The organism is Mesorhizobium sp. W050 (genome assembly GCF_054719535.1).
Window position 1 is genome coordinate 3,796,422 of record NZ_JBTTIH010000001.1, and the last position, 17,962, is coordinate 3,814,383.

Consider the following 17,962-nt stretch of genomic DNA (forward strand, 5'->3'; position numbering starts at 1 on the left):
GTTCAGGCCTTCTTGCGCGTCATGAAGGCCGTCAACGCGGCGCGCGCTTCGTCGGACTTCAGCCGCTCGGAGAAACGCTCGCTCTCCACCTTGATGCGGGCGACAAGCTCGTCGCGCGGGGCGCGCATCAGGTCACGAGCGATCTTCAGCGCCTGCGGCGGCTTGGCGGCGATCGCGCCGGCCGCGGCGAGTGCCGCGGCTTCTAGCCCGTCCTCCTCGACCACCTCATAGATCAGGCCGGCGGCCTTGGCGCGTTCGGCGGAAAAACCTTCGCCGAGTCCAAGCAGCGCAAAGGCGCCCTGCCTGCCGAGGATGAGCGGCGCCAGCAGGCTGGAGCCCGCCTCCGGCACCAGGCCGAGGTCGACGAAGGGTGTGCGGAACACCGTGCGCGGCGTGGCGAAAGTCAGGTCGCAATGCAAATTGAGCGTGGTGCCGATGCCGACCGCAATGCCGTCGACGCCGGAGACCATCGGCTTCTCCGTTTTGGCCAGCGCCATCAGGAAGTCCCAGACCTCGTTGCCGCCCTCACCGCCGGTGGCGATGACCAGGAAATCGGCGAGATCGTTGCCGGAAGAGAAGGCGCCAGGCACACCGAGGAAGACATGGACGCGAACCGCCGGGTCGGCATCGCCATCGGCCAGCGCCTTGGACATTGTCGCGTACATGGCGCGCGTCAGTGCGTTCTTCTTGTCGGGACGGTTCATGCGGATGATCTGGATGGCGCCCTGGCGCTCGACGAGAATATGGTCTGTCACGGTCATTCTTCCCTGGTGAGCGCTCTGGTATTCAGGCCGTTATCAGCGCCTTGCCGGCGGTAGCGAGGCTCTCGGCGCCATCGATGACGCGTTCCTTCAAGGCGCTGACTTCGCCGAGCAGGTTTTCGGCGAAAAAGCGGCAAAGGGCGATGCGGCTCTGCTGGGCAAGTCCGCCACGCGCCAGATAAGCGCCGCCGGCAGCAAGCGAGATCAGCCTGAGATAGGGGGTCGCACCGGCTTGCGCTTCGTCCAGACGGCCGTCGGCCAGCAGCTTCTGCAGGAAGCGCGTCGCCTCGGTGAGATCGTCGAACGCCTGGTCAAGCGCTTCGGCGGTGCGGCCGAAGCCCTGCAGGTTCGAGGTCCGCACCTCGTCGGCGATGGCCTTCAGTTCGGCGATATAGCCATGCACATGCTCGCCGCCGCCAAGCGGCAATTTGCGGGCTACAAGGTCGATCGCCTGGATGCCGTTGGTGCCTTCATAGATCGGCGCAATGCGGGAGTCGCGATAGAGCGCGGCCGCGCCCGTCTCCTCGATGAAGCCCATACCGCCGTGGACCTGGACGCCGAGCGATGCGACATCGACGCCGATATCGGTGGAAAAGGCCTTGGCCAGCGGCGTCAGCAGATTGGCGCGATCGCGCCAATGCGCGGCCTCCTCGCCTGTCGACACACGCGCAAAGTCGATGGCATAGGCGCAGGAATACGAGATGGCGCGGGCGATCTGGGTCAAAGCCTTCATGGTCAAGAGATTGCGCTGCACGTCGGGGTGATGGACGATCGGCGCCATCCCGGCGCCTGAAAAGTCCGATGCCTTGCCCTGGCGGCGCTCATTGGCATAGGCGATCGCCTTCTGCGTCGCGGCTTCGGCCACTGCCACGCCCTGCATGCCGACGCAAAGCCTCGCGTTGTTCATCATGGTGAACATGCAGGCGAGCCCCTTGTTCTCCTCGCCGATCAGCCAACCGACGGCGCCGGGCGCAGCACCCTGGAACCCGTCGCCATAGATCATGGTGCAAGTCGGCGAGGCATGGATGCCGAGCTTGTGCTCGAGGCCGGAACAGAAGACGTCGTTGCGGGCACCGAGCGAGCCGTCATCATTGACCAGGAATTTCGGCACCAAAAACAGCGAGATGCCGCGCGTGCCGGCCGGTGCGTCGGGCAGCCGCGCCAGCACCAGATGGATGATGTTGTCGGTGAAATCATGCTCGCCATAGGTGATGAAGATCTTCTGGCCGAAGATGCGGTAGGTGCCGTCGCCGGCAGGCTCGGCGCGACTGCGCAAGGCGGCGAGATCGGAACCGGCCTGCGGCTCGGTCAGGTTCATCGTCCCCATCCACTCGCCGGAGACGAGCTTTGCCAGATACTTTGCCTTCAGCGCTTCGGAGGCATGCTTGTCCAGCGCCTCGACGGCGCCCATGGTCAGCGTCGGGCCGATGCCGAAGGCCATGGCGGCAGAGTTCCACATTTCGAGCGCGGCAACGCCGAGCATGGTCGGCAGGCCCTGGCCACCGAATTCTTCCGGTCCCGACAGCGCGTTCCAGCCGCCGTCGATCCAGCTGCGGTAAAGCGCCTTCCAGCCGGGCGGCGTGGTCACGGTCGCATCCTTCAGCACCGCGCCATGCTCGTCGCCGATCTTGTAGAGCGGCGCCACTTCCTCGCTGGCGAAGCGGCCGGCCTCGGACAGGATGGCGTCGACAAGGTCTTCGCCGAGGTCCCCGAACGCGCCGCGGTCGAGCGCCGGCTTGAGCCCGGCGACATGCTTGAGCGTGAACGAAATGTCGTCGACCGGGGCCTTGTACATGCCGCTTTCTCCTCCGCTGCTCCGACCGCTCGATCCTAGGACCCGGGCCGATGCAAAACCATCCGCCTCTGGGCGGCCTCCGACCTTCTTTTTACGTAAACGTCAAACTTTGTCACGCGGATTTTCATCGAACTTCGTCGTCCACAGGTGGAGCGGGAGCGTAGCGGACGCCGAGTACCATGTCGCGACCTCGCGCTAGGGGCGCAACGGTGCAGAATTCCGCGCCGTGGCAACGCTTCGAAGTCGCGGAATGCATACTATGGTCCGCGCCGCGTCGCTTCGCTCCTTGCTTCGCCATAGAATGACGAAATCGCGAGAGCGACAGGACTCCTGCCCGAAAGCACTTCCTTAACCATACCGGTCCACCATCGGTGTTTGGTCAGCGGGGATCCCCTGTTTGAAAACGCCGGCGCATCTTCTTCGCCGCTCAGCGATCGCTCTCGCGGCGATGATGGCGCTGACGTCAGCGGCTACAGCCTCGGACTTTTCCGAGCCTTGGCGGGATGGCGACCGCGCGCTGGTGGTCGACGCCTATGAATACAATTCCATCGACTGGGCGCAGCTTGCCACCGACAAGCGCATTGTCGGCTTCATCAACAAGGCCTCCGACGGGCTGCCGCCGCCCTATTTCTGCTACGGCGACGAGCCTACGGTCAAACTCTGCAAGACATTGTGGAAACGCTTTGCGGTGACGCGCGAGCTGTTTCAGACGCGCAAGGTGGTGGCCAAGGCGCTCGGCCTGAAATGGGGCGCGTATCATCTTGCCCGCCCCGGCAATCCGCTCGAGCAGGCCAACAGTTTCATCGATTTCGCCGAGCCAGCCCCTGACGATCTGCTCGCCCTCGATCTCGAAGGCAACGACCCCTCGCAATGGATGTCGCTCGAGGATGCCGAGGAATTCGTGCGCCAGGTGCACCGGCGGCTCGGCCGTTTCCCGATCCTCTACACCAACGGCAAGACCGCCCAGTACATCGCCGACAACCGCTACCAATACCGTCTGCTGTCGCGGCTGCCGCTCTGGTATGCGCGCTACAAGCCCGACATCGACGTGCATTTTCCGATGGGCAACTGGCAGGGCTATGCGCTGTGGCAGTTCTCGGCGCAGGCCAATTGCGGGCGCCTGCGCTGCCCCTACCGCGTCGCCGGCACGCCCAACGACATCGACGTTAACGTCGCGCCGATGGACGCGGCGGCACTGCGCCAGCAATGGCCCTTCGGCGGCCTGATCGACGTGCCGCCCGACTACCTCGCCTCGATACCGGTGCCGGTGTCGCGCGCGGCCGGGCTCGCCGGCAAAGTCACCATCACATACGCCGATGTGGCGACGCCACCGACGGTCGAGGAAATGGTGGCGGTGCTCGGCGCGCGCTGGCAGACATTCCGCGCCGCCTTCCGCATGCCGGTGGTCAAGACGGTGCCGCGCCGCGCGCGCTTCGGCATTGCCGAGTATGTCGCCTGGAAGCGGACCACGTATCGTTCGGAGGCTCTGCTCGAGGCCGCCTTCTCGCAGGCCGCCGACCCGGTCAGCACCGCTTCGACGGAACTGGTTCGCGAGCGCTGAGGCTTATGTGGCGGCGCTGGCCTTTTCCCGCGCCACCGCCTGCCAGCCTATGTCGCGGCGGAAGAAGCCTTGCGGCCAGTCGATACGGTCGAGCGCGGCGTAAGCGCGGCTTTGCGCTTCGCCCACCGTCTTGCCTGATGCCGTGACGTTGAGCACGCGGCCGCCATTGGCGACCAGCGCGCCGCCATTGATGGCAGTGCCGGCATGGAAAATCTCAACGCCTTCGCCGGCGGCTTCGTCGAGACCCCGAATGACCGAGCCTTTTTCCGGCGTCCCGGGATAGCCCTGTGCCGCCATCACCACGGTCAGCGCGGCATCGTCGCGCCAGCGGATCGAACTGTGCGCCAACTGGCCGTCGACGGCGGCGTTGAGCAGCACCAGCAGATCGTCCTTCAGCCGCATCATCAGCACCTGACACTCGGGATCGCCGAAGCGGGTGTTGTATTCGATCAGCTTCGGCCCCTTGTCGGTGATCATCAGCCCGGCAAACAGAATACCGGCGAACGGCGCGCCAAGCTCGGCCATGCCGCGCATGGTCGGCTCGACGATCTCGCGCATGGTGCGCTCTACCATTTCGGGGCTCATCACCGGCGCCGGCGAATAGGCGCCCATGCCGCCGGTGTTGGGGCCGGTATCGCCATCGCCGACGCGCTTGTGGTCCTGCGCGGTGCCGAAGGGAAGTGCGGTCGTGCCGTCGCACAGGCAGAAGAAACTCGCCTCCTCGCCGGTCATGAATTCCTCGACCACGACCTCAGCGCCGGCGTCACCGAATGCGCCGTCGAAACAAGCATCGAGGGCGGCGCGCGCCTCGTCCAGCGTCATGGCGATGGTGACGCCCTTGCCGGCAGCGAGCCCGTCGGCCTTGATGACGATCGGCGCTCCCACCTTTTCGACGTAAGCCTTGGCCGCAGCCAGTTCGGTGAAGCGGCCATAGGCGGCGGTCGGGATGCCGTATTTGGCGCAAAGGTCCTTGGTAAAACCTTTCGAGCCTTCGAGCCGCGCTGCCCGCTTCGACGGGCCGAAGACGCGGATGCCCTCGCCGCGCAGATCGTCGGCAATGCCGGCGACCAGCGGCCCTTCCGGCCCGACGACGACGAGGTCGATCGCATTGTCCTTGCAGAAGGTTGCGACAGCGGCATGGTCGCTAATGTTGAGCTTGACCAGTTCGGCCTCGCGGGCGACGCCCGGATTGCCGGGCGCGGCATAGAGCTTGGTCAAAAGCGGCGAGGCCGCGATCTTCCAGGCCAAGGCATGTTCGCGGCCGCCGGAGCCGATCAACAAAACGCGCATGCCGATGTCCCTTGTCATTTCACGACAGGGACTGCGCTATTGCGCTGCGCAGCGCGGGTCAAGACTTTTGGTCCGCTGCTTGCCGGTTGCGCACGGCAACGTCGCACGCATCGGCAAGCCGAAGCAGAAGCGCGGCTCTCGCGGCTCAGCTCTGGAAGACCACTGGAAACCAGTCCTCGCGCAGTTTCTGGCCGGGCTTCATGTCATGGCCGGCATAGGGCGGCGAGGTACGGCCGGGGCGCTCGACATAGCGCGCATCGTCGCCGACCCAGCGCAGCGACAGCGCCCGGCGCCGCGCCGCGGTCGGATTGCCGCGCGCACCATGCGCGGTGCGGAAGTCGAACAGGATGGCGTCCCCCGGTTCCATCTCCCATTCGAGCACCTTCAGCGACGGGTCCTTGTCTGGATCCGGCACGGGGAGGTAGTCGCCCTCGCCGGCATAGAAATTGCTGTCATCTAGCCAGCGCACCGGCAGGATCATCTTGTCCCATTTGTGCGAGCCGGCGATCAGCCGCAGCGTCGCTTCCTTGACCGGATCGATCGGAATCCAGAAGCTGACGGTCTGGGTGCCGCCAAGGCGTCGGCTTTTGCGTGCCCGGTTCCTTGACCAGCACATGGTCGTGGAAGAACTGGGCGCTGCGCGACTGCATCGCCGCTGCCGCGAGTTCCGCGGCCGGGGAATTGCGCACCACGTCGACGAATTCGGGAATGCGCTCCCAATTGCAGTAATCGTCGAAGAAGCTGCCCTTGCCGTTGGCGATGTCCGAAGCCATGGCGCTGCGGTTTTGCATGTTGCGCTCGATGCCGGCGGCGATGGTGCCGACCCAGTCCTTGAAGGCGCCGCGTATGCAGACCGCGCCGTCGCGCTGGTAGTCGGCAGTCGCTGCGGCATCAATATGTCTGGCGGCCATCTCATGTCTTCCCTGTTTCGATGACCGACTATCGCAGCCGCCGCACATCGCGTAAAATAATAACTTCTCATCTCCCTTATAGCTTTACTATGAACCTGACCCTCACCCAGTTGCGCTACCTCGTCACTGTTGCCCGTCACGGCAGCGTCACGGTGGCCGCCCGGATGCTGAACGTCTCGCAGCCCTCGATCTCGGTGGCGATCGACAATGTCGAAGCGACGCTCGGCCAGAAACTGTTCGTGCGCCAGCGCGGCAGCGGCATCGCGCTGACCTCGTTCGGCCGCAGCGCGGTGGCGAAGGCAAAGCAGGTGCTGGCCGAAGCGGACGAACTGGTTGGGCTCGGGACGCGCGACGCCGATGTCGGCGGCGAACTTGTGCTCGGCTGTTTCGAGGATCTGGCGCCTTATTTCGCGCCGGCGCTGATCCGCGCTTTTTCGCAACGCTGCCCGGCGGTCACCGTGGTGGTCCGCGACGAGACCTTCGAGACGCTCGGCCGGCGGCTCGGCGATGCGGCAATCGATCTCGGCCTGACCTACGATCTCGGCCTGCCCTCGCACTTCGCCCGCACCCTGCTGCATGAGCTGCGGCCACACGCGCTTCTGCCGCAAGGCCACGCGCTGGCCAGCCAGGCCAGCGTCAGCCTGGCGGAGCTGGCGACCCATGCCTTGATCACCACCGACCAGCCGCATAACTGGCAGCATATGGCTGGACCTGTTCCTCAGCCGCGGCCTGTCGCCGGTCTCGCAATCGACGGCGAGTTCGTTCGAACTGCAGCGCAGCATGGTCGCCAACGGCTTCGGCGTCGCAGTGAGCTACACCAGGCCTTATGGCGACAGGAGTTATGACGGGCTGCCGCTGGTCTGCAAGCCGCTGTCCGATCCGCTGCCGATGCAGCGCATCATCCTCACCCATGACACAAGGCAAAGGCTGTCGAAGGCGGCGCTGGCCTTCACGGAGGTGGCGAAGGAATGGTTTGCCAGCCACGATATTTTCACCGCCTGAGCGACAATGCGGCCGCTTGACGGCGCACGCCGCTGCTGCCACTCCAGCACGATGGAAACCATCCAGTCGAAAGCCGCACAGGGCCGCGTCGCCGACGCGCCGAGCGGCCATTGGGTCTACAAGATATTGCCGCGCTCGCTGTGGCCTTACGCGCAGCTTGCGCGCTGGGACCGGCCGATCGGCTGGCAATTGCTGCTGTGGCCCTGCTGGTGGTCGGCAGCGCTTGCGGCCAGCGCCTATCCCCGCCCGGCAGACCCGTTGCTCACATTGCTGCCGTCGCCGTGGTTCCTGTTCCTGTTCTTTGTCGGCGCCGTCGCCATGCGTGGCGCCGGCTGCACCTATAACGACATTGTCGACCAGGACATCGACAACAAGGTCGAGCGCACGCGCTCACGGCCATTGCCGGCCGGCAAGGTGACGCGCCGCCAGGCCTGGATATTCCTGGTCATCCAGGCGCTGCTGGGGCTGGTCGTGCTGTTGCAGTTCAACGACTTCGCCATTCCGCTCGGCATCGTCTCGCTGGTCATCGTTGCCGTCTATCCCTTCATGAAGCGCTTCACCAACTGGCCGCAATTGGTGCTCGGGCTCGCCTTCTCCTGGGGTGCACTGATGGGCTGGGCGGTCGAGTTCGGCGATCTCGATGGCCCGGGCATCATGCTCTATATCGGCTCGATCCTGTGGGTGATCGGCTACGACACCATCTATGCACATCAGGACAAGGAAGACGACGCAATCGTCGGCGTGCGCTCGACGGCGCGGCTGTTCGGCGACAACACCAAGACCTGGCTGGTCGGGCTTTATGGCGGCACGCTGGTCTGCTTCGCCATCGCCTTCGCCTCGGCGCAGGTGCCGGTGGTGGCGCTGGCCGGGCTGATCGCCGCCGGCGCCCATATGGCGCGGCAGATAGCGGTTCTGGATATCGACGATCCCGATCAATGCCTGCGGCTGTTCAAATCGAACAACCAGGTCGGCTGGCTGATCTTCATCGGCCTGATCGGCGGTGCGCTGTGGGTGGCGCTGAAGCCGCTGGTGTAGTCTCCCTTCTCCCGTCACTATACGGGGAGAAGGTGGCGGCAGCCGGATGAGGGGCAGCGCCAATCTTGGAGATGAAATGCACAGCGGCGATATTGCGAGAAATGCCTCGGTCAGCGCCGCCCCTCATCGCCCTGCCGGGCGTTCGTCACTCGAAAAGCCAAGCAATTGGCTTTTCGTCCGCTACGCGGACCGCTCCTCAACCCCCGTATAGTGCCGGGGAGAAGAAGGCTGTCATCGGCGGTTTCGCCAATCGCCGGCCAAGCTACTCCCGCGAAATAATCTCCTGGCCATCGATCACCAGCCTCAGCCCGAGATTGCCGGCCCTGCGGCGGGCGAGGAAGCGCGGGCGGCGCGTGGTCGAGACCCGGCCCTTGCGGCGATCCTTGGCCGGCAGCGCCTTGATGGCGGCGCCGAGCGATTCCTCCAGCGTGCGGGCAATGCCGTCGGATTCGATCAGCAGCATCTGCAGCCGGTAAGCATCGGCCCAGGCGCGCCAGTCGGCGGCGACGTCGTCGAGATCGTCGGCCACCAGCAGCGGCACCGACAGCATCGGGTCGTTGTGCAGGAGTTCGAGGGTTACCGTGACATTGCCTTGCGCATCCTCCATCGCGCGGGCGGCGACGCCGCGAAACGCGTTGGCGGGCAGCGCGATGATCGCCGGCACGCCGCTCATCTCGAGCGTGCGGCGGATGACGGCGCCGCGCTGGTCGATGGTGAAGGTAACGTCGCCATAGTCGTCGCGCGTGGCATAGCTCACCACTTGCGGCAGGCGGAATGGGTCGAGGCGCATGTTGCGCCCGGCCCAGACGGGCTTCAATACACTGTTCATCTGCTGCCTTCCTGTGTTTCTCCTGAGAGCCGCTTTCACGGATCCCACCGGGCCAGTTTTCCCGGCCTCGTTGTGTGAAACATTAGCGCGAGCTTCTGCCGCCCGGCTTAAGAAAGTCAGTTAAATTTTGCTGATCTCAGGCGATGGTTATCGGAATGAGACCAGCCACAAAATGTTGAAAGGATCAGATAACCTTACCGGGATTCATGATGCCGGCCGGGTCGAAGGCCGCCTTCACTCGGCGCATCAGCTCGATCGCCATGGGCGGCGCGGTGGCGATCAGCTCGTCGCGCTTCAACTGGCCGATGCCATGCTCGGCCGAGATCGAACCCTGGAAGGAGCGCACAACATCGTGCACGGCATGGTTCATGGCGTGGTAGAGGCCGAGAAACGCTTCATCGTCACCGCCCTCCGGCCGGGAGATGTTGTAGTGGAGATTGCCGTCGCCCATATGGCCGAAGCAGACCACGCGCGCACCAGCACTGACCGAAGCCACTGCACCGGCCGCCTTTTCGATAAACGCCGGGATGGATGCCACCGGCACCGAAATATCATGCTTGATCGACGCGCCTTCGGGCTTTTGCGAATCCGGCAGCACCTCGCGGAAATTCCAGAAGGCGTCGCCCTGCGCCAGGCTTGCCGCGATCACCGCGTCGCCGACGATGCCTTGCTGGAGGCCTTCCGACAGCACCTCCTCGATCAGCCCCCTGGCGTCCTCGGCCGAACGGCCGGATGATATCTGCATCAGCACATACCAGGGCCAGTCCTCGGCGAGCGGCCGGATGACGCCCTGCGCGTGGCGCAGCGTGAAATCATAAGGACGCTGGCCGATCAGCTCGAAGGCGGTGAGTGCCGCCCCGGCCCGGTCCATCGCCAGGCTGAACAGCGAAAGCGCTGCTTCCGGCGACGACAGGCCGGCAAAGGCGACTTCGCGCCCCTTGGGCTTGGGAAACAGTTTCAGCACCGCGGCGGTGATGATGCCGAGCGTGCCTTCGGCGCCGACGAACAGGTTCTTCAGATCGTAGCCGGTGTTGTCCTTCTTCAGTTTGCGCAGATCGTCGAACACCTCGCCGGTCGGCAGCACGACTTCGACACCAAGGCAGAGTTCGCGCGCATTGCCATAGGCAAGCACGCCGGTGCCGCCGGCATTGGACGAGAGATTGCCGCCGATCTGGCAGGACCCTTGCGCGGCAAGCGACAACGGAAACAGCCGGTCGGCGGCGTCGGCGGCTTCCTGCAGCGTCTGCAGGATGACGCCGGCTTCGACGGTCACCGTGTTCGAGAAGACGTCGATCTCGCGAATGCGGTTCAGCCGCGACAAAGAAAGCACGATCTCGCGGCCGGAGGCATCCGGCACCTGGGCGCCGACCAGCCCGGTGTTGCCGCTTTGCGGCACGACCGGCGTTCCCGTCTCGCTCGCCAGCCGCATGATCCGGCTCACCTCGTCGACGCTGCCGGGACGCAGCACCAAGGCCGTCCTACCGTGCCACAGCCCGCGCCGCTCGGTAAGATACGGCGCAATATCGGCTTGGTCGCGCAGTGCATATTTTTCGCCGACAATGGCAGTGAAGCGGTCGATGAGAGCGGGATCGAGGTCGAAGGGGGAGTCGTTCATCGGCGCAAACTATGGCGCTCAATCGAGCTTGTCACGGGGGGCAGCGGCACGAAACAGCCGGTCGTTGATCGCCTCGCCGAGCCCTTCGACCGGGATCGGCTCGACGGCGATCGTGGCCGCACCGCTGCGGTCGAGTTCCTGCAGATACGCGAACAGATTGCTTGCGGCTTCGCGCAAATCGCCTGACGCGGACAGGTTGCGCAAGGCGGCCGCCGCTTGCCAGCCTTCGGCGCGGTCGCCACCAAAGGCCAGCAAGGCCTCGCCTTCAGCCACACTCTGTGCATCGAGCCGCACCGATGCGCTCGGCGCATAATGCGACGCCAGCATGCCGGGCGCCTCGATGCCGGCTGTCGCGCCGCGCTGCAGCTTGATGCCGGTGACGGCCTCGATATCGGCGGCAGCGATGCCGCCTGGCCTCAGCAGCCGCACGCTGTTGCCTTCGACCTTGACGATGGTCGATTCCAGCCCGACCGGGGTGGCGCCGCCATCGACCACCAGCCGGATTTTGGCGCCGAGATCGGCCGCCACGGCTTGCGCCGTCGTGGCGCTTATCTTGCCCGAAGAGTTCGCGCTGGGCGCGGCCAGCGGCCGGCCGAGCCTGGCGATCAGCTCGCCGCCGAAGCCCCTCGGCATGCGCAGCGCGATCGTATCGAGCCCGGCGGTGACCAGCGGATGGATGCCGTTGCCGGGTCGGAGCGGCAGCACCAGCGTCAGCGGCCCCGGCCAGAACGCCTCGGCCAGCCGCTTCGACAGCGGGTCGAAGATCGCAATGCGCTCGGCCATCGCGAGATCGGCGACATGGGCGATCAGCGGGTTGAAGCGCGGCCGGCCCTTGGCTTCGAAGATGCGGGCGACGCCGACGCCATTGGTCGCGTCGCTGGCCAGTCCATAGACGGTCTCCGTCGGGATACCGACGACGTCGCCGCCCTCGAGCAGCGCCAACGCCTGCTCCATCGCTTCGCCGACGGATAGTATCTCAGCCACTCGCTTCACCTCACAGCGCCGGACCTAAAGCGCGTCGCGCTGAACCGGATTCATGCGACGCGCTTTAGGTCTTTGTTTTGATGCATGTCGTTCTCTCAAAACCGGGGCCACTTTTGAGCGACATGCATTAGAGCGGTTCAGCTGTTCGCTTAAACGCTCTAAGTATTTGTTTTTGCGCAATTCAGGACGGAAAACCGCTACTCACTTTTCCTGGAATTGCTCTAATACGGCAGTGGTTTTCGGGCAAGCCGGCGTTGGCGAATTATCAATGCCTAAAATGCTATGTTTCCCTGCAAGCCGGCATCAATCCACTGGGGTTAGGCTACTTGGGTTAGGGCTGGCAGCTTGTTGGGCAAGGGGACGGTTTCGATGTCGATGCGTGTGCTTGGAGCGCTTGGTTTCACCCTGGCGGCGATGACCGGTGGGGCGCACGCCTCGTCGATCGTCTTTCTCGGCGTCTCGACCTCGACGCCATCGGTCATCAAGGTTGGCGGATCCGAACCGGTCAGGATCGCCTCGTCGCCATCGATCGTCGCGCTCGGCGATGCCCAGCCCGATGTGACTTATGAAAAGGTCGCGGCGATCCCCGAAAAGCCTAGGCAGGACCCGATGATCATTCGCGGCGGCATCGTCGGCGGCGCCTTCGCCGCGCCGGCTCCGGCCAGGGCGAGCGCCGCGGCGCCGGCAACTGAGCCGGCAGAGACCGCACCAGCCGGAACTGCAACGGCATCGAACGGCAAGCCCGAGTCGCAACCGGCAGCGCCGCAGCCGGCAGCAACACCGCAGCAGCCGATCGAGGGCGTCGGCAAAGCCGAGTAGGCCATTCAGCCAAGACAGTCGGCCGATCCATGCCGCTTGACGCCGATCGACGCCCCGGCGCACGATCGGCTTGGCGGCGGCGGCCCCAATTTCGCCAATCGGGTTTGGCATGAGCGCGCCGGGTTCTAGGAGAGCGAGGGGTTATCATGAACATGACGAAATCTTTGACTGTTGCCGGCCTGTTGCTGGCGTCACCTATAGCTGTCGGCGGCGCGCAGGCCGGTGACGAGCTAGGGTCCTACGTCGCGCGCATTTCCGATCGCGACCACCATGCCAGCGACGGCTATGAGCTGAGCAGCGCAGCACAGATGGTGCGGCAGGACCGTGCCAACTGGCACAAGTTCCACCGGCGCGATGCCGACGACCAGGGCGATGACTGGTTCCGCAGCAACGATGATCGCGCGTATCTGGAACGCATGCTGAAGCGCGGTGGCGCGATGAGCTCCTCGACACGGAACGCCATCGTCAATGGCGAGCCGCTGATCCAGGTCGACGTCTATTCAGACAGCGTGCATGTCAGCATTTTGGAGGACTGACGGAGTCAGCCTCGGGAGGACTGAAAACAAGACGGGCGGCGTATGAACGCCGCCCGTCTTCGGGCTTGTCCGTCGCTTAGCCAGCTATTCTGGAGAAATCAGCCACCTGGTCGGTGGCCGTGCGGATGCGGGCGAGCAATGCCAGGCGGTTGGCGCGCACGGCCTGGTCCTCATCATTCACGAGAACACGTTCAAAGAATGAATCAACCGGTTCGCGCAGCACGCTAAGCGCCAGCATGGCGGCGGAAAAGTCTTCGTTTTGAATCGCTTCGCCGGCTTCTCTCTCCGCCTGATTCACCGCCGCAAACAGCGATTTCTCGGCCTCCTCGCGAAACAGCGCCGGCTCAACAGTCTCGGCGACGCGCGTTTTCTTCTTCTCCTCGGCGGCCAGAATGTTGGCCGCTCGCTTGGCGCCCGCGAGCAGGTTCTTGCCGTCCTCGGTGTCGAGGAAGGACCCCAGAGCTTCGACGCGACGCACGATCTGCAGGAGGTCGTCCGACTGCGATTGTCCGATCTCCCCTCTTGTCGGGGAGATGCCCGGCAGGGCAGAGGGGAGCGCGCCAGAATGAGAGGTCGGCGGGACAGCGCCCCCCTTTGTCGGCTTCGCCGCCAGCACAAGGGGGGAGATTGGCGCGCTTCCACCACCTGCCAGCACGGCGTCAATGAGATCATGCCGAGCACCCTGGTCGCGGAGATAGACTTTCAGGCGGTCGTGGAAGAAGGCGAGGAGGTCGGGGCCAAAGGCCCGTCCAGCCTTAGACGCGAGATAACTCGCCGTTTGATAGGCACTATCGAAGAGCGATGTCAGCGGCAGTGAGATCCCATTCTCGATCAGGATCCTCACCACGCCCAGTGCGGCCCTTCTCAGCGCGTAAGGGTCCTTAGACCCTGTTGGCTTTTCGTCGATGGCCCAGAAGCCGACCAGCGTGTCGAGCTTGTCGGCCAGCGCGACGGCAATCGACACCGGATCGGTCGGCACGCGGTCGGACGGACCTTGCGGCTTGTAGTGCTCCTCGATCGCCGCGGCCACGGACGGATGCTCGCCTTGCAGCAGCGCGTATTTGCGGCCCATGGCGCCTTGCAGTTCCGGAAACTCGCCCACTGCTTCTGTCGTGAGATCGGCCTTGGCCAGCACAGCGGCGCGAGCGGCGAGCGCGGTAATCTCCCCCCTTGAGAGGGAGATGTCGCCGAAGGCGACGGAGGGGGTCGTCTCGCGTGGAGCGCCAACTCCCTCTTTCTTCGAGAGACCGGACGGCGTCGCGGCAGCCGAAGCGACCCCCTCTGGCCTGCCGGCCATCTCCCCCTCAAGGGGGGAGATCGACTGCGCCACTGTTGGCGCCAGCTCTTCCGCCAGCCGCTTGATCCGCTCCACCCGCTCGCCTTGCGTGCCGAGCTTGGCGTGGAAAGTCACCCCGAGATGGTCGAGGCGGGCCATGCGTTGGTCGAGCGGCTTTTTCAGATCGAGCCCGAATTTCTTCGCCGACGCCTCGAGCTGCTCCAGATCCGGCAGATCGCCCTGGTCGGTCTTCCAGAAATACAGCGCGTCCGACAGGCGGGCACGCACCACCTTGCCGTTGCCGTGCGCGATCTCCTTGCCGCCGTCCTTGGCCTCGATGTTGGCGGTGAGGATGAAGCGGTTGGAGAGAGGCGATTGGCCAATCTCCCCCCTTGAGGGGGAGATGCCCGGCAGGGCAGAGGGGGGGGCTTCGCGCGGAGAGGTCGGCGGGACAGCGCCCCCCTCTGTCGGCTTCGCCGACATCTCCCCCTCTAGGGGGGAGATTGGGCGCGATGTCACAAAGCATTTCTGGTTGGCGCGGATGGTCAGCCGGACCACCTCGGGCGGAATGGCAAGAAAGGCCTGTTCGAATTCGCCCATCAGCACCACCGGCCATTCGACCAGGCCCGACACTTCTTCCAGCAGCCCTTCGTCCTCGACCAGATCGAGCCCGTTGGCGAAGGCGAGGTTGCGGGCGTCGGCAAGGATGATCTCCTTGCGCCGGTCGCCGTCGAGCACGACCTTGGCCGCTTCCAGCTTGGTCACGTAATCGTCGAAGCGGCGCACGGTGATTTCACCCGGCGCCATGAAACGATGGCCATAGGTGATATTGCCCGAGCGGATGCCATCGATCTCGAAATCGACCACCACCGGCTCCTCGGTCTCCGGGCCGAAGGTGCACAGAATCGTCTGCAGCGGCCGCACCCAGCGCAGCGAACCGGGCTTGGCCGAAGCCGGCCCCCAGCGCATCGATGTCGGCCAGGGGAAGCCGCGAATGATGGCCGGCACCAGTTCGGCGATGATTTCTTCCGCCGCCCTGCCCGGCTTCGAAATATGGGCGACGTAGAAATCGCCCTTCTTCGGATCGGAATGAACATGCGCCTCGGCAACCGAGGCAAGGCCTGCCTTGCGCAGAAAACCCTGCACCGCCTGTTCCGGCGCCGTCGTCGACGGCCCCTTGATCTCCTCGTGGATGTCCTTCGAGCGCGCGGTCAGGCCCCTCACATCGAGCGCCAGGCGCCGCGGCGTCCAGTATTCGCGCGCGGCGTCATAGGTCAGACCCGCCTCGACCAGACCGTCGGTCAGCATCTTCCTGAGATCGCCCGCCGCCTTGCGCTGCATGCGGGCGGGGATTTCCTCGGAGCGAAGTTCTAGCAAAAGATCAGGCATGGTTAGGCTCGCGCGACAATGGTCGGCGGGGCATAGCAACTCGGCTGGCCGCTGTCACCCTTTGCGCTTGCCGATCGTCGGCCCGGGCCGATTTTCTAAAATTTTCAAGGCGCTGTCGGGCCGCAACCAGCCCGCCCGTCCTTGGATCAAAGATTTCCATGAACCAAACGCAGCGCTGAAGCGACCAACGCTCAGGCAGGGACCTATTGGCTGAACGACCATGAAAACGGCATCGAGACTTCTCCAGATCATCGCGCTCAGCGCCTGTTTCGCCGCGCAGGTGCATGGCGCCTTCTCGATGCCGGGCGTACGGCAGGCTATGCGGACCATGGCGGGGTCGACTGGCCCGATATTGGCCCCAATCAACATTTCTCTCGAAATGATGAAGTGAGCCTCAGGCGGCGAGCCCGCCGGCCTGGGTCTGCAAAAATGCCTCGCCGCAAGCTTTCGCCAGATTGCGCACCCGCAGGATGTAGCTCTGCCGCTCGGTCACCGAAATCACGCCGCGCGCGTCGAGCAGGTTGAAGATGTGGCTGGCCTTGATGCACTGGTCATAGGCCGGGAAGACCATGCGGTGCATCGGCAGATCGTCGTTCGAAGCCGGGGCGCCGGCCGCGAGCAGCGCCTTGCATTCGGCTTCGGCGTCCTCGAAATGCCTGAGCAGCATGGCGGTGTTGGCATATTCGAAATTGTGCCTGGAATATTCCTGCTCGGCCTGCAGGAAGACATCGCCATAGGTGACTTTTTCGGCGCCTTCTCGGCCATTGAAGTTGAGGTCGTAGACATTGTCGACGCCCTGCACATACATGGCCAGCCGCTCCAGGCCGTAGGTCAGTTCTCCCGCCACCGGCGCGCATTCGATGCCGCAGACCTGCTGGAAATAGGTGAACTGCGACACTTCCATGCCGTCGCACCAGCACTCCCAGCCGAGCCCCCAGGCGCCCAGCGTCGGACTTGCCCAGTCGTCCTCGACGAAGCGGATGTCGTGCAGCAGCGGATCGACGCCGATCGCCTTGAGCGAGCCGAGATAAAGCTCCTGCAGGTTCGGCGGATTGGGCTTCAGGATCACCTGGTATTGGTAATAATGCTGCAGCCGGTTGGGGTTTTCGCCATAGCGGCCGTCTTTCGGCCGGCGCGAGGGCTGGACGTAGGCGGCGTTCCAGCCCTTGGGCCCGAGCGCGCGCAGCGTGGTGGCCGGATGGAAGGTGCCGGCGCCGACTTCCATGTCGTAAGGCTGCAGGATGACGCAGCCATAGGCGGCCCAGTAATTGTGCAGGGTCAGGATCAGCCCCTGGAACGAGCGGCTGGGATGCATATGGGCTGGACTGTCTGACGTCACGGCGGCCTCGGAAAGCGCTGAAATGATGCCATTCCCTAGTTGCCGGGCCGGTAGGCGTCAAGGCAGCGCCTATCGCCGCCTTGATGAGAGGTTGAACGCTTTGCTTCGGACTGGCCCATTGCCGGACGGTGCCGGTGGCCGTTTGCTCGCCCAGCTTCAACGACAAAGGTTCAGCCATGCAAGGCCAGTTCACCGTACGCCCCGTCACCCGAGAGGATTACGAGCAATGGCTGCCGCTGTGGGACGGCTACAATGCGTTTTACGGCCGCTCGGGCGAGACCGCCCTGCCCGGTGACATCACTGCAATGACATGGTCGCGCTTCTTCGATGCCTATGAGCCTATGCATGCGCTGGTCGCCGAGAGCGAAGGCAAGCTTCTCGGCCTTGTCCACTATCTCTACCACCGCACCACGACGGCGATTTCGCCGAACTGCTATCTGCAGGATCTCTTCACCAATGAGGCGTCGCGCGGCAAGGGCGTCGGCCGGGCACTGATCGAAGACGTCTATACCAGGGCGCAAACCGCAGGCTCCAGCCGCGTCTACTGGCTGACACACGAAACCAACCACACGGCGATGAAGCTCTACGACAAGATCGGCGATCTCTCGGGGTTCGTCGTCTACCGAAAGCTGTTCTAGAATGAGCGCCAACGCTGGGTCTGCGCCGCGTCGCTTCGCTCCTTGCTCCGCCATAGAATGACGATCGCGATAGGGCGTCTCTATCTCGTTGTTTCTGTCGCAATTCCGAACGGAAAACCGCGCACACTTTCCTGGAATTGCTCTAAGACGCCAAACCGAAAAAACGGGGCTCAGCGAGAGCC

Annotated in this window: 14 protein-coding genes and 2 pseudogenes; 6 read left to right on the forward strand and 10 right to left on the reverse strand. The window is 64.5% G+C overall.

Annotation, left to right across the window (positions count from 1 at the left end; genetic code table 11):
* Positions 1 to 2: 2 nt before the first annotated feature.
* Together ACYG9Y_RS18595 and ACYG9Y_RS18600 are read right to left on the reverse strand one after the other, a co-directional pair.
* Entirely contained in the window at positions 3 to 755 is a 753-nt protein-coding gene (locus ACYG9Y_RS18595; protein WP_023738480.1) for a crotonase/enoyl-CoA hydratase family protein, read from the reverse strand.
* Between the two features lie 31 nt (positions 756 to 786).
* Positions 787 to 2,556, reverse strand: coding sequence for an acyl-CoA dehydrogenase family protein (locus ACYG9Y_RS18600; protein ID WP_023738479.1), 1,770 nt, complete (start codon positions 2,554 to 2,556; stop codon positions 787 to 789).
* Between the two features lie 448 nt (positions 2,557 to 3,004).
* On the opposite strand from ACYG9Y_RS18600, the gene ACYG9Y_RS18605 reads away from it, so the two are divergent.
* Positions 3,005 to 4,117: a glycoside hydrolase family 25 protein gene (locus tag ACYG9Y_RS18605; RefSeq protein ID WP_023723281.1), complete on the forward strand. Its 1,113-nt coding sequence runs from the start codon at positions 3,005 to 3,007 to the stop codon at positions 4,115 to 4,117.
* Positions 4,118 to 4,120: 3 nt separating this feature from the next.
* Here the strand turns inward: ACYG9Y_RS18605 and purD are convergent, their stop codons facing one another.
* Positions 4,121 to 5,407: a phosphoribosylamine--glycine ligase gene (gene purD / locus ACYG9Y_RS18610; RefSeq protein ID WP_023738478.1), complete on the reverse strand. Its 1,287-nt coding sequence runs from the start codon at positions 5,405 to 5,407 to the stop codon at positions 4,121 to 4,123.
* A 145-nt stretch (positions 5,408 to 5,552) separates the two neighbouring features.
* A pseudogene (locus ACYG9Y_RS18615) lies at positions 5,553 to 6,366 on the reverse strand (phytanoyl-CoA dioxygenase family protein).
* Positions 6,367 to 6,407: 41 nt separating this feature from the next.
* Here ACYG9Y_RS18615 and ACYG9Y_RS18620 point away from each other — a divergent pair.
* Together ACYG9Y_RS18620 and ubiA are read left to right on the forward strand one after the other, a co-directional pair.
* Positions 6,408 to 7,320: pseudogene (locus tag ACYG9Y_RS18620) on the forward strand (LysR family transcriptional regulator).
* 51 nt (positions 7,321 to 7,371) lie between these two features.
* A complete protein-coding gene (ubiA, locus tag ACYG9Y_RS18625) occupies positions 7,372 to 8,355 on the forward strand; it encodes a 4-hydroxybenzoate octaprenyltransferase (RefSeq protein WP_023738477.1) in 984 nt (327 codons plus the stop codon).
* A 262-nt stretch (positions 8,356 to 8,617) separates the two neighbouring features.
* On the opposite strand, the gene ACYG9Y_RS18630 is transcribed toward ubiA, so the two are convergent.
* The 3 genes from ACYG9Y_RS18630 to ACYG9Y_RS18640 form a co-directional block, all read right to left on the reverse strand.
* Positions 8,618 to 9,184, reverse strand: a complete 567-nt coding sequence (locus ACYG9Y_RS18630; protein WP_023668457.1) for a DUF6101 family protein — start codon at positions 9,182 to 9,184, stop codon at positions 8,618 to 8,620.
* 184 nt (positions 9,185 to 9,368) lie between these two features.
* Entirely contained in the window at positions 9,369 to 10,799 is a 1,431-nt protein-coding gene (locus ACYG9Y_RS18635) for an FAD-binding oxidoreductase (RefSeq protein ID WP_023738476.1), read from the reverse strand.
* An 18-nt stretch (positions 10,800 to 10,817) separates the two neighbouring features.
* Positions 10,818 to 11,783, reverse strand: coding sequence for an L-threonylcarbamoyladenylate synthase (locus tag ACYG9Y_RS18640; RefSeq protein WP_023738475.1), 966 nt, complete (start codon positions 11,781 to 11,783; stop codon positions 10,818 to 10,820).
* 369 nt (positions 11,784 to 12,152) lie between these two features.
* Here ACYG9Y_RS18640 and ACYG9Y_RS18645 point away from each other — a divergent pair, with 369 nt between their 5' ends.
* Positions 12,153 to 12,602 (forward strand): hypothetical protein, encoded by a 450-nt coding sequence (locus ACYG9Y_RS18645; protein ID WP_023738474.1) that lies wholly within the window; start codon positions 12,153 to 12,155, stop codon positions 12,600 to 12,602.
* 152 nt (positions 12,603 to 12,754) lie between these two features.
* On the forward strand, positions 12,755 to 13,138 hold the full coding sequence (locus tag ACYG9Y_RS18650; protein ID WP_245259948.1) for a hypothetical protein: 384 nt from the start codon (positions 12,755 to 12,757) through the stop codon (positions 13,136 to 13,138).
* Positions 13,139 to 13,214: 76 nt separating this feature from the next.
* Here ACYG9Y_RS18650 and ACYG9Y_RS18655 read toward each other — a convergent pair whose 3' ends face one another.
* The 3 genes from ACYG9Y_RS18655 to ACYG9Y_RS18665 all read right to left on the reverse strand — a co-directional run bounded on the left by ACYG9Y_RS18655 (position 13,215) and on the right by ACYG9Y_RS18665 (position 17,142).
* Positions 13,215 to 15,803 carry a glycine--tRNA ligase subunit beta gene (locus tag ACYG9Y_RS18655; RefSeq protein WP_023738471.1) on the reverse strand — a complete coding sequence of 863 codons (2,589 nt, stop codon included), beginning with the start codon at positions 15,801 to 15,803 and terminating at the stop codon, positions 13,215 to 13,217.
* 54 nt (positions 15,804 to 15,857) lie between these two features.
* Positions 15,858 to 16,133 (reverse strand): hypothetical protein, encoded by a 276-nt coding sequence (locus ACYG9Y_RS18660; protein ID WP_156929806.1) that lies wholly within the window; start codon positions 16,131 to 16,133, stop codon positions 15,858 to 15,860.
* A gap of 64 nt (positions 16,134 to 16,197) precedes the next feature.
* Positions 16,198 to 17,142: a glycine--tRNA ligase subunit alpha gene (locus tag ACYG9Y_RS18665; protein ID WP_023738470.1), complete on the reverse strand. Its 945-nt coding sequence runs from the start codon at positions 17,140 to 17,142 to the stop codon at positions 16,198 to 16,200.
* A 176-nt stretch (positions 17,143 to 17,318) separates the two neighbouring features.
* Between ACYG9Y_RS18665 and ACYG9Y_RS18670 the strand changes: the two genes are divergently transcribed.
* Positions 17,319 to 17,780 (forward strand): GNAT family N-acetyltransferase, encoded by a 462-nt coding sequence (locus ACYG9Y_RS18670; RefSeq protein WP_023687114.1) that lies wholly within the window; start codon positions 17,319 to 17,321, stop codon positions 17,778 to 17,780.
* Positions 17,781 to 17,962: the final 182 nt, after the last annotated feature.